Source organism: Laceyella sacchari, from assembly GCF_024927925.1.
Taxonomy (GTDB): Bacteria; Bacillota; Bacilli; order Thermoactinomycetales; family Thermoactinomycetaceae; genus Laceyella; species Laceyella sacchari.
Genome location: NZ_CP103866.1, coordinates 740,505 through 752,857 on the forward strand (window position 1 = coordinate 740,505; position 12,353 = coordinate 752,857).

At 48.1% G+C, this 12,353-nt stretch carries 11 protein-coding genes and 1 pseudogene; 2 read left to right on the forward strand and 10 right to left on the reverse strand.

Translation table 11 applies throughout. The features are described 5' to 3' along the window. Positions 1 to 33: 33 nt before the first annotated feature. On the reverse strand, positions 34 to 186 hold the full coding sequence (locus NYR52_RS03830) for a hypothetical protein (RefSeq protein WP_157053376.1): 153 nt from the start codon (positions 184 to 186) through the stop codon (positions 34 to 36). Between the two features lie 543 nt (positions 187 to 729). Here NYR52_RS03830 and NYR52_RS03835 point away from each other — a divergent pair. Further along, on the forward strand, positions 730 to 1,575 hold the full coding sequence (locus tag NYR52_RS03835; RefSeq protein ID WP_259436722.1) for a YitT family protein: 846 nt from the start codon (positions 730 to 732) through the stop codon (positions 1,573 to 1,575). Positions 1,576 to 1,671: 96 nt separating this feature from the next. On the opposite strand, the gene NYR52_RS03840 is transcribed toward NYR52_RS03835, so the two are convergent. From NYR52_RS03840 to NYR52_RS03880, 9 genes and pseudogenes are all read right to left on the reverse strand, one after another. Further along, a complete protein-coding gene (locus NYR52_RS03840; protein WP_259436328.1) occupies positions 1,672 to 2,766 on the reverse strand; it encodes a Ger(x)C family spore germination protein in 1,095 nt (364 codons plus the stop codon). After that, a complete protein-coding gene (locus NYR52_RS03845; protein WP_259436329.1) occupies positions 2,763 to 3,854 on the reverse strand; it encodes a GerAB/ArcD/ProY family transporter in 1,092 nt (363 codons plus the stop codon). Before NYR52_RS03845 ends, NYR52_RS03840 begins: the two co-directional genes overlap by 4 nt. 25 nt (positions 3,855 to 3,879) lie before the next feature. Continuing rightward, on the reverse strand, positions 3,880 to 5,388 hold the full coding sequence (locus NYR52_RS03850; protein ID WP_259436330.1) for a spore germination protein: 1,509 nt from the start codon (positions 5,386 to 5,388) through the stop codon (positions 3,880 to 3,882). A 121-nt stretch (positions 5,389 to 5,509) separates the two neighbouring features. After that, positions 5,510 to 6,460: a cation diffusion facilitator family transporter gene (locus NYR52_RS03855; protein ID WP_259436331.1), complete on the reverse strand. Its 951-nt coding sequence runs from the start codon at positions 6,458 to 6,460 to the stop codon at positions 5,510 to 5,512. Between the two features lie 14 nt (positions 6,461 to 6,474). After that, a complete protein-coding gene (locus NYR52_RS03860; protein WP_022737210.1) occupies positions 6,475 to 6,783 on the reverse strand; it encodes an ArsR/SmtB family transcription factor in 309 nt (102 codons plus the stop codon). A gap of 142 nt (positions 6,784 to 6,925) precedes the next feature. Next, positions 6,926 to 9,226 (reverse strand): glycoside hydrolase, encoded by a 2,301-nt coding sequence (locus tag NYR52_RS03865; RefSeq protein ID WP_259436332.1) that lies wholly within the window; start codon positions 9,224 to 9,226, stop codon positions 6,926 to 6,928. Positions 9,227 to 9,289: 63 nt separating this feature from the next. Then, on the reverse strand, positions 9,290 to 10,255 hold the full coding sequence (locus NYR52_RS03870; protein ID WP_259436333.1) for a sensor histidine kinase: 966 nt from the start codon (positions 10,253 to 10,255) through the stop codon (positions 9,290 to 9,292). 20 nt (positions 10,256 to 10,275) lie between these two features. After that, positions 10,276 to 10,683, reverse strand: a complete 408-nt coding sequence (locus NYR52_RS03875) for a hypothetical protein (protein WP_259436334.1) — start codon at positions 10,681 to 10,683, stop codon at positions 10,276 to 10,278. Next, positions 10,676 to 11,319 (reverse strand): annotated as a pseudogene (locus NYR52_RS03880) (response regulator transcription factor). The gene NYR52_RS03875 and the pseudogene NYR52_RS03880 overlap by 8 nt, the downstream one beginning before the upstream one ends. 231 nt (positions 11,320 to 11,550) lie before the next feature. Between NYR52_RS03880 and NYR52_RS03885 the strand changes: the two are divergent. Then, entirely contained in the window at positions 11,551 to 12,171 is a 621-nt protein-coding gene (locus NYR52_RS03885; protein WP_259436335.1) for an RraA family protein, read from the forward strand. The last annotated feature ends 182 nt before the right edge of the window (positions 12,172 to 12,353 follow it).

The following is a 12,353-nucleotide window of genomic DNA, read 5'->3' on the forward strand; positions in this document are numbered from 1 at the left end:
GATAACTGGTTGGTTTACTCAGGTATCATGGCACTAGCTGAATTTTTTAAGAATTTGCCGCAAGGCGAACAATGACAGCAAGAAGGCAGTAGAAGACAAAGTGAGCGAGGCACAGGCAAAGAATCGTTGCACCGCGTGGCTACAACCATGGGTGTTCACCCGTAAGATGCGTGTGAATGTTTTCATATTTCACTCTCCTGCTTGCGGAATAAAGCAATACATTGGACTATAGGCATGTGTATTTATATTTATATAAAACATTATATCACCCGTAATGAAGAGAATCATAGCGGTGAAGGAGGGTGAATTGGTGACAATGCTGGAACAACTGTGGATCGCGGAGAAAAAAATTTCTTTATGAAGAGATGTCTGGCGAAAACCCGTGTAATCAAAGGATTTTTTGTAAGTCTGTGGCACGGTCGGAAAAGGGATCACGAGCCATTTTGTACCGATTGTAGCCAGCGTCAAGTGCAAATTTGTGTTAAACTAAAACAAAAGAAAGTAATATGTTAAGTGTTTTTTGGATACAGAAGGTGTGCTGATGGTACCCCCTCGAGGGATTCCCATGCTGCCTGCGTCCGAGGGATGCACTGTGGACATGTGATGGCAAAATATGGGTGGTGCCGTCCGCCCCAAATCTAACCAAACCACTAGTCAAAGGAGGAATGGCATTTGATTGCTGTTGCTGAGAAAAGAAATGAAGGAACCAAAGAAGAAGAACGCAAGAAGTTGGCATGGCTCAAAAGCTTGAAGCGGATCACCTTCATTTTGCTGGGTGCGATTCTTGTAGCCGTGGCGTTGGAGATTTTTTTGGTCCCCAATGATGTAATTGACGGAGGGATTGTGGGTATTTCCATCATTTTTGCCCACCTTTCCGGTTTAAACTTAGGGGTCTTATTATTTGTACTCAACCTTCCCTTCTTCTTTATCGGATATAAACAAATCGGGAAAACCTTCGCCCTGTCTACTCTGTTGGGCGTTATTGTCATGTCTGTTGGAACCAACTTGCTCCACTCGGTACCGGGTTTAACAGATGATCCTTTGTTGGCGGCGGTATTCGGAGGAATCATTTTGGGGATTGGCGTCGGCTTGGTCATCCGCAACGGAGGTTCCTTGGATGGAACGGAAATTTTGGCCATTCTGTTTAACAAAAAATTGCCGCTTTCCGTGGGTCAAACAGTGATGATTTTCAACCTGTTCATCCTTGGCAGTGCAGGGTTTGTGTTTGGTTGGGATCGGGCCATGTATTCCTTGATGGCTTATTTTATCGCTTTTAAAATGATCGATGTAGTGATCGAAGGTTTTGATGAAACGAAATCCGTATGGATCATCAGTGACAAACCGGAAGTGCTGGGGAATTGCATATTGCAACGTCTGGGTCGGGGCGTCACTTACTTAAACGGTGAAGGCGCCTACACTGGTGACTCCAAAAAAGTGATTTTTTGCGTCGTGACCCGTTTGGAAGAAGCCAAACTGAAGTTGATTGTAGAAGATGTGGATCCCCAAGCTTTTCTGGCGATCGGCCATATTCATGATGTACAAGGCGGAAGGTTTAAAAAGAAAGATATTCACTAACACAACAAGCTCTTTTCCCTTCCCATCCGGGAACGGGTTCATAAGCATCGCCTGTTCAAGCGACGTCTTGAACAGGCGATTTGTCGTATTTATGGGTTAATCCAATCCGTCAACCACCCCGATCTCAACGATGTTCACCCGGGGAACAATTCGCACTTTGACCCGCGGATACTGTTTTTGCCATGTTTTAAAGTCCCAATTTCGGGTGCGGCTGCGCACATAATCCCCGAGCCCCAGGGGGTCGATCCCCAATTGTTGAAACGTGCGGATCAGCTGATGTCCTTGTTGCGAAACCTGCTTTTTCAATGCGTGTGCCGTCTGGCTCACATGTTGGGGCTTCAAGTGTTTCCCGGAGAATTCGTTGATCGAACCTCTGATATTTAAGTCGATGGTGATTTCGGGAGTTGTTTGCGTATTGCGGATGGAGATTCTTCGGCTTGAGTTGATCACCCGCATCGCGACGAATTTATCCCCGATTTGCACTTTGATGCCGGGAAAGCGATTGTTACCATAGAGGGTGTTGAAGGTAAACTGGTGACTACGGTTCAGTTGGAAGACCATACGGTCTTTTTTAAAAAAGGCCAACCCTGTCAGCATGATTTCCCCATCAGTTAATTTCAATAACGGCAAGAAGGGGTCCTTGCCCTTGGTGTAATACGCAGACAAGAAATAATGCAGACTGTTATGGGGGATCAGGCCGTTTTGGGTGTTGTGTTCAAGCATGGATGCGATGTAATGGCCCGTGTCGCGTGTGCCGAACGATTGGTTCAGTATTTCTTTGGTGTTTTCATCCGTCACGGCCAAGCTGAGGCTGGTTCCGATGTTGGGATCGCGATGCAAGGTGTCGATCGTGTGGAGGATCCCGCGCTTGGCCATTTCCTTGTTGAATAGGGCGACTTCCAATTTTGCGTTGGCCAGGTTGGCGCTACTTTCTCTGTTCAATGAGGTCAAGGCTTCTTTGCCTAAGTTGGCGGTAATGGAAAGCGTTTTGTTTACAATCGAGGCGTCGGATCTGAAGACGGGGGTAACTGCGGTCATTGTTGCCGTTTGTTCATCGATATAATCATAACCGACGGCGGTGACCAGTTGAATTTCATCCAATACGTTTTTTCTTACATTGCCGAAAATGATAATACAGATCGCAATGATAATCAATGTGATGGGTTTCATCCATTTGATCCACTTCTTCATGATCTCTTCCTCATTTTGTGTCGGATGTGGTAGATGATGAACAGAATGGGGATGTAAGCGTACAAAAGATAGATGCCGATCATGGAGACAAGGGAATTGAGATGGTCAATCTGCATCCGGTTGTTTAACAGGCAGGTGATAATGAAGCTCCCTGCAAGCAAAATGAGCAAGGCACTGCGTTGAGTGATTTGGAAAATCCGTTTCACCCCGCGGCTGGCAGCCCAAAACGCGGTGCAAATATTGGGTAGGATGATGATGGTCCACGCAGATATGGCGACATACTCAATCCGCTCAAGCACCGGCAACTTAATCACCTTCCACATGGTCAGGGTGGGCCATATTTCAACTTGTAAATGATCTTCGCCGTAATAGGCGAAGGTGACGATAGCGACTCCCGCATAAATGAACGTCGTGAACAGATTGCCGTAATGCGCCCATTTTTGCGATTTCTCTGGTTCGATGAAATACGGGTAATAGAGCATCAACAACTCGAATCCCAAAATGGTGAATGTCATTTCTTCCACGGACTTAAGCAAATCTGTGACGGAGTGATCCATAACCGGTAGCAAATTCCGGAAATTGGCGAATTCCAATGGGGCCAAAAAAGTGGGTATCAAAATGAGCGGAATGATGGCCCCAAAATAGCAAGCTCCCGCAACGGCACGAAATCCATTGCTCACGATATAGTACACAGAGGTCAAAAACACCAGGGCGAACGGCCATGTTTTGAACAGGGGAAACACCCACACCTGAATTACTTCAATGAAAGTCCGTAACACCGTCGTCCCGGAGATAAATACTTGGAGGATAAACAGAAAGCTAAGCAGGTTGCCGATCCATTTGCCAAAGACGGTTTGATGAATGGAGATCAAGTCGTTTTGTTCTTTGTTCAGTATTTGGTACATCATCCATAAAAGCAAATGGATGATGAGCCCGGACAGGATGACGGCAATCCATGCGTCATGCCCGGAGGTTTTTGCGATATAGCGTTGGAATCCCAACACTCCCACGCCGAATTGCGTTTTATATATCAAGAAAAATGCTAGGTAGGGTGAAACGCGATATTGTCGATTCACATGCGCTTGCATCGGATCAGCCTTCCTTCTTGCGGAATCATTCATCTATATCCCGCGGTTTCTGCCTCCATGGGGGTGTGAGGCCCTGTTTGTTCTGTGTCTGGAGATATGCAGGGCGATAAGATTGTTTATTGAAAGGTAACCGAATGAAAGAGTCGCGCAAGTCTTTCAAGCGGAGAGGATAGATGGGCTCCAGATAAGGGCGCCCCAACGAAGTCAGCCGCAGCAGATGCCCCATCACAAAGATGAACGCAATCGCCACCCCTATCAATCCCCATAACTGGGCAAACAAAAGAAACGGAAACCGGAGCAGGCGAATAGCATTGCCCATGCGATAAACCGGTGTTGTGAAGGATGCCAGCGCCGCCAGCGCGACGAAAATCAACAGCACGTTGCTGGTGAGACCCGCTTGCACGGAAGCGGTTCCGATGACAATCCCGCCGACGATACCGATGGTTTGGCCTACTTTTGTCGGCAAGCGGGCCCCTGCTTCACGCAACAATTCGATCGTCAATTCCAATATCAACGCTTCCAATATCGGGGGAAACGGGACGATGCTCCGCGACGTAACCAAGGTGACCATCAAATCAGTTGGAATCAGTGCGTAATGATAAGTGACCACCGCGACATAAATGGGGGTGATCAGGATGGAAAACAAGACGGAAAACAACCGGACAATCCGGAAGAAGGATGCCATTTGCCAATTAATGAAGTAATCTTCAAACGCTGAGAAAAATTCGACTAGCGTGGTAGGAGCGATCAGGGCATGGGGGGAACCGTCCACCATGATGACAATGCTCCCTTCGGCCAAAACGGCGGCTACGCGTTCAGGCCGTTCCGTGTCCAACAGCTGCGGAAAAATAGAGTTGCTGTTGTCTGTGATAAGTTGGGAAATGTAGGAGCTGTCAAGGATTTGGTAAAACTCGATCGCTTTGATTCGTTGTAATACCGTGTTGACATTTTCTTCATTGGCCACTCCGTCGATATACAACACTGCCACTTTGGTTTTGGAATATGTTCCGACGGTGAACTCTTGTAACTGTAACTCTTTGATGGGCAAGCGTTTGCGAACCATATTTAGATTGGTTGTCAATGACTCGACAAACGACTCCTTCGGGCCGACGACGGAAAATTCTTCTTGGGGAATGGAGACGGCCCGCGATTTGTCCAATTCGGCGCGCGCCAACACTCCTTCCAGAACCCGGTCACTAAATCGAATCCATACGTACCCGCGCAACAACAAGTCTTGGATCTTTTCAAGATCATCCGTAATCTCTTTCTCCTCAATGGGAATCACGGATTCGACTTCTTGCAAGGTAGGAAAAGATAGTTTGTTTAAGTAAGGCAAAATGTCCCGGTGCAACACTTCCGGGTCCACCAACGAGGTGATGTGTGTAATCCAGTACGGATGGGTTGTATTCGTATGATGGGTATGGGTGAAATCACCGCGTTCCCAAAAAGGTTCAGCCCACGTGGATGGCGGTTCAGCCGTTTCCTGTCTGTTTTTTCTCGGTCTTCTGATGCCGGTCACCCCCTCGCGACGCATGATTATCCTTTATCGTTGCCCGGTTGGCGTTTTTTTATTTGTGTTCGGTAAGCTAAAATGGCTAAAACGCAACAAGCCCACTTTCGCCTTGATGGAAAGTGGGCTTGTTGGCGCAAAGCACTCAGGTGCTCGCGCATTGTCCGCAAATGTCATGTTGGCACGCTTGGTGGAAGTCAGAAGTTTCTACTTGGATGGTAGTGTGTCGAATGAGGAAATGCGTTTCAATTTGTTGGATGGCTTGCCGTAAAACAGTTTGACTGTCGGCTGTGTCTTGGATGAGCAGATGGCATGACAGGGAATCAAAGCCAGAAGTGATCGTCCAGATGTGCAAATCATGGACATTAACCACACCAGGAATGCGCATCAAGATTTCTTCTACTTTTTTGCGATCTATGGTGATGGGAGTGCCTTCCATCAGGATGTGCACCGAGTGGGCGATAACTCCCCAGGCGCCTTTCAATATCAAGACGGCTACCACCGCGCTAATCAGTGGATCGGCTATATACCAGGAAAAGGAGTGCATCAACAAGCCGGCGAGGATGGCTCCGACCGAGCCTAAGGCGTCACCTAGCACGTGCAGGTAAGCGCTTCGCACGTTGACATTGCCCTCCGTGTCTCCCTTCATTAAGGCCCAAGCGCTCAGCAAGTTAGCGATCAACCCGACGGCGGCGATGGCCATCATGGAACCACTGGCCACGCGCGGAGGCTCCAGCAAGCGGTGAAATGCTTCCCACATAATCACTCCGGCAATGGCGAACAATGATAGGCCATTGAAGAGAGCGGCCAAAATTTCAAAGCGGTAATAGCCGTATGTTTTGCGGGCGGAAGGAGGGCGCACGGCGAACCACATGGCGGCAAGACTGAGGGCGAGTGAGCCGGCGTCGCTCAACATATGCCCTGAATCGGACAAGAGAGCCAAGCTGTTGGTCCACAGTCCGCCAACAAACTCCAACAGCATGATGCCGGCCGTAATGGCCAAGGCAATGGTCAGCCCTTTTCGATTGGCATTGCGGGTGTGAGTATGACTGTGATCGTGCCCGTGGGCATGGTGATGGTGGTGATGATGGTGCATCGGCCATCTCTCCTTTATAAATGTTCAACATGGCTAATTGTTTGCCGCAACAGGTTAACCACATGCTCATCGTCACAACTGTAGTAAATGATGCGTCCTTCGCGCCGCGTTTTGACCAAGCGCAAGGAACGCAAGAAGCTGAGTTGATGGGAGATGGCTGAGTGGGAAAGACCTAACACTTCGGCGATGTGGCTGACGGAGCACTCTTCTTCGGACAGTAGGTGCAAGATCCGGATGCGAGTGGGATCTGCAAGAGCTTTAAAGATCATGACAGCATCTTCCACGGATCGTGCTGCCAGCGTCTTATGCTCCTCTTTTTGCATGATGCACACTCCTTCATCTCCAATATTTTAATATATGAGCATATGTTCATATATGATTGTAAAGGTCAACGGAAACAAGTTCAAGTGAAAAAACGGTTGCCATTGAAAACCCCCATGATCGACAAGGATCATGGGGGTGAGATCATTGGTTGTCAAATTGGGCGGCGTTGAAGAGCTGTTTTTCTGTTTCGGTGTAAATCACTGCCGATTTGGCAGGGATGGTCTCGCCCTGATAAGTGTAGGCATGGGTGGAAAAATTGGCGATGACCCGCATGTCCTTGCCAAAGCGAGTCTCCTGCACGAGACGGTCCGGGCTCAATGTCTTAAAAGAGGTTAACTCACGTTGTACGGCTTCTCGGTGAAAGGGAGACCACACTTTGATGAAGGCGCTGATCCGTTCTTTGTCTTTCTGCCAAGAACGTTCATCCACATGATAAAGGGGCGGGACATTGTAGAGTAGTTCCTTTAACATGCGGTCAGAGATTTCTCCTTTAATCTTCAGGCTTCCCCATTCCCAATGGTGCGTGGTGATCACGGAGTCGTTGTACACCAACTTATACAGCGGAATGGAGTAGACGGGATCAAGGTAGATGTGTTGATAACGTTTCTTGATGGGTACGGGTTTGCCGAACCGATCCGGGGTTCCGCCTTGCTGAGACCAATATGCGCCGATATAATACGGGCTTTGTTTATGTTGGCGCATATCTTTGTCACTCCAGGCGATCACGGGTGTTTCGATTCCATGCGCGAAGGCGATGACCCGGCTGGCGAAGTCGTTTCCACCTTCCGAACCAACCACCATGTGATAGCGTGTGGCGATGACATTCATCCGCTTCAATCTCGCCTGTAGATCTTGCGCTTGCGTGGTGAGATGTTCGGGAGTGTAATCATCATATATCTCACTAGTGGCATCACAATCCACAAACCAAGAATTAAAGGCGATGCCGTTTTTGAGAATGTCACGGACACGTTGGTTTACGGCGGGCAGGGAGAGGGTGGGGTTCAACTTGCGGCCCCGGCCCAGGAACCCTTTCACTTTTTGTCCGTTTATATCTGTGATGGTAGCTCGTTCATACAGAGTGTGGTCTTTGAAACTGGCTGTGTTCCAATCCATGTTTTGCTCTTTATGAATCGAGTGGTAAGAATCGTAAGGGCCGATTAGATAACCTGTTTTATTGGCGGTGTTCACGGCAACCGGATTCATGAGCCCGTCAGCCCAGTTGGGCAGTCCGATCCATGCCCGGTTCAGCCCTGAGCGAGACATGTCACGCATGAGATCAGATATGCTTTCCCCCCATGTCTGGACATCAGTCACACTTTCTCCCAACGCGCTTTTTAGCAAGTGCTTGTTTAACGTATACAGCTCTTGCTCGCTTAACTTGTCGATCCCTTTGGCCAAAAGGGCACGGGCCTCTTTATCGGGATGTGGGAAGTGGTTGGGTTCGTATAATGTTTTCAGTTTCAAGGCGGTGTTTAACGCTCTTATGATGACTTGCTTTTGGTAACGATCCCAAGCTCCGGGGGTATGGCTTTTTATAACTTGGGCCAGTTCTTGCCCGCTGTCAGAAGCGTTGGCATTCAACACTTCCACAATCCGGCCGAAGGTGGGGCCTTTCAAGAGCGAATCGAGTTTCTGCCAGCGCAAATCGGAGTCGGTCAGTATCCCATCATTCCACAGATAGATGTGGGGAGCGCCAAATAGCTTGGCTACGTTGCTGTTTTCTTTTGCTTTTTGGGCAAGGCTTTTAAACTGGCCCAGTTCCTGAATATGCCGGCGATAGATTTTGGCGATTTGCGTTGGGTCTTGATCTGTCAGATATAAGCGGAAACCATACGTCTTTTTCTTGTTGATGATTGGAAATTCATGTGAAAAATGAAGTTCCAGGTTCGGGTTGTTTTGGAACGTCACTTGATCGTTGAAAATGTCATCAGCGATAAACACAACAGCATGTCGGTTTAGATTGGCCGCCAAAAATCGCATGGAGAAATCCTCTCTGAAATGTAAGGTTTCGCCGCCGAGATACGCCTGCCAATGGGGGTCTCGGCTGGGAATTTGTTTCCCTTCCCACAGAGGGAGGGTGTAACTTTTCCCTCTCAACATGGGCCATTCAAATTTTGACGCGCCAGTTGATTGAATGCGTACATCTAAATAAGTTTTTTGTTTGGTCAGATTTACACGGATTTTTTGATCTGGGTATTCCCAAGATGCCTGCGTTTGGTTCTGTTCAAACCGGGTGACGCGCATCGGGGTAAGTGGCTTGGACACTCTTTCTTTTACGCCGTTCCGGGTGAGTGTGATGTCAAAGGTTTCAGGCTGAACCTGAAATGTAAAATCGTAATCATGCACCTCTATTTTTGGATTGATCGTGTCAACGGTCTGGCATCCGCTGAGCAGGGCTGTAACCAGTGCACCGCTCAGACATGCAGAAATCAACTTTTTCATTTCAGCACCTCCTGCCAGACCACTTTAAGCGGTGAATGTTACATCAGTTTGACATTCGCCGGATTAATTATGGTCCGTGTGAGGCACCAGGGTCATGCCGATTGAAAACGTGATCCAACCATCGTGTTGCTTGACGTTGTAGCTATAGCCATGGCGTTCCAAAATCGTTTTTACTACGGCTAGCCCTAGACCGGTTCCGGAACGGCCTTTGTCCCTTGCTTCGTCTAAGACGAAAAACGGTTTCCAAATATGGTTCAAGTGTTTTGGTTCCTTCGCCAGCCCATTGGCAATATGCAGGAAAAGGTGTTGTTCTCCGGCAGACCAGTGAATTTCAATCTGCCCGTTTTCGGTGTATTTTGTTGCGTTGCGTAGCAAGTTGTGAAAAACGATTTTCAATTTTTCCGGGTCGGCCCGAATGTGCCATTGGTCTGGCTGAGGCGGCTCAGCATAATGACAGGTGATTTTCTCCGTTTTGAAGATGACCCGATGCTGAGCCAGGCAGGATTCCCACAACGCTACCGGATGACAGAGGGTTAAGTGAAGGGGGTCTTGTTCCAATTTCGCATAGCTTAATAATTGATCGATTAAGCTGGACATCCGTTCAGCCTGGGAAACGATCGTGTCGAGATAGGTGCCGTCATCCAAATCATCTTTGATGCCCATGGAGTAGGCTTGAATCAAAGCCAAGGGGGTCTTCAATTCATGTGTCACATCCGCTGTCAGGCGCTTTAAGTCTTGGTTTTTCTGGGTCAGCTCCTGATGTGCCTGTTGCAGCTTTTGGCTCATCTGATTGATGGAGTGGGCCAGCTCTTCAATTTCATCGTTGGTTTGGATGGCCACTTGTTGGAATTTCAGGTCCGCGATCTCCTGTGCTGCCTGTTTAAGCTGATCCAATGGCTTGGTGATGCGCCGAGAGAAGGCCCACACCCAAATCAACGTGACGACAAGCGCCAAGGTGAACAATAATCCGTTGAACTGATTTACCATCTGAATGATTTCGTTGATGTGGGCCAAGGAAATGCCAATCAAGATGATGTCATTTCCTTTTGTTATATATCGCACATAAAAGCTGGATTTTTGCTTCTTTTGGTCATAAATTTGACGGAGTGTCTTGAATCAAGTTGACTGATCACTTCAGTTGTGATCCAAAACCGATTGAGGGAAACGCCCTGCCGTGAAAGCAGGCGGGACGCATATTCATTTAATGCATCAAGTGACTGTGACCGGGGAACGGCGACGATTGCCACGTCACTGTGTTGGTTGAGCGATTCGATTTTGCGTGGCAGATTTTCTGTGGACGTATCAGCCAGTTCTTGCGAGATTTGCAATAATCGTTGTTTGGTCTGATGCAGGTAATAGGGACGAAGGAAGAAATGGGAGACAAGCAACAAGCACACCAGCAAACTTAAAATGACCGCTGACACGCTGATGGCGATCTTTGCACCCAGCTTATTCATTGGTCGTTTCCCAACTATATCCCAAGCCGCGATGCGTTTTGATCCAGCCTGCTCCGATCTTTTCGCGGACACGGCGGATGTGCGTGTCTACGGTTCGTTCTTCTCCGATGTAATCAAGTCCCCACACCGTGTCCAGCAGTTGCTTGCGCCCGAAAATTTGTCCCGGATGAGTAGCCAAGCATTTTATCAGTTCAAATTCGGTTTTGGTCGCCATCACGTCAACCCCGTCACAGTAAATTTTATTTGCCCCCAAATCGATCATGAGCGCTCCATAGCATAATCGCTGGCGCCGAGTAGCCGTTTGGCCCTGGCCAACAAGATGCGCGGATCAAAGGGTTTGCGAAGGTAATCATCTGCCCCCGCTTCCAAAGCCAACAGTTCATCTTCCACTTCACTCTTGGCAGTTAACAGCAACACTTTGGTTTCCCTGATTTTTTTCATTTCCTGGCACACATGAATCCCAGAGCCGTTGGGCATCATCCAATCTAAAATGGCCAGGTCGATCGGCTTGCTATAAAACAGGTGCATGGCGGTCTCACCGTCTCCCGCTGTCATCACCTCATATCCTTCTTTTTCAAAATAAGCTTTTAAAATCAATTGCATCGGCTTTTCGTCATCAGCTATCAACACTCGCATGGTTTCATTCCTTTGCTGAGAAATATTTCATACATAGACCTGTTTGGCAAAATAGGGTACGTATCGTAGTCTACCGCAAACGAACGCCTTGATCGGTGAATTTTCTTTTGACATCCAGAAAGTCATGTTGGATAAAATAAAATATATTTTCTGAAAAATGTTATAATAGAGAAACCGTTTCGGTTGTGATCTACCGACTTCTCATCATGGACCAGACAAGGAGGAAGCGGGATGGAGTCGATCGTCAACCAATTTAAAGACATTCCCACCACTTGCATCTCCGATGCGATGAAAGGGATGAACAGCCTTGATCCTGCCATCAAACCGTTGCAAGAAGAGTATAAGATCGCTGGCCGGGCGTATACGGTCAATCTGCCGGCGAACGACAACTTGGCCGTTCTGAAGGCGATCAAAGAGGCAAAGCCTGGGGATATTGTGGTCATTGATGCCAAAGGCTACATGAATAATGCCATAGCTGGTGATTTTGTGGTGGGCATGGCCCAAACGATGGGGTTGGGCGGGCTGGTTGTGGATGGTGTCATTCGCGATTCGGTCGACATCAAGGCGTTAAGATTTCCCGTCTTTTGTCGGGGGACGACTGTGGCCGCCAGCGGCAAAGCGGGAGCAGGACAAACGGGTGTGCCTATTTCCTGTGGAGGGGCTCCGGTCCATCCGGGGGACATGATCGTTGGTGATGCGGATGGGGTGATCGTGATTCCGCGCGCATCGGAACAGGAGGTATTGCAAAAGGCGTTGAACAAATTGGCAAAAGATGAAGAACGTGCCCGTTCTGTATTGGGAAATCCCGATGCGGTCATCCGCTACATCGACCGCATGCTGGATGCAAAATGAACTGAAAAGAACATCCAATCCCCTGGTGGTTGGGTGTTCTTTTCGGTTCATTGATAAGAAGAATTTTAGAAGAAGCGCGGTTTTTTCGCTGTGAGAATAGGGGGAAAAAGTTTCTCTGTCATCGAATTTCATTTTACTGTTCACAAATAATGAAAAAATCATCGGCGATATTTTTTATTGGA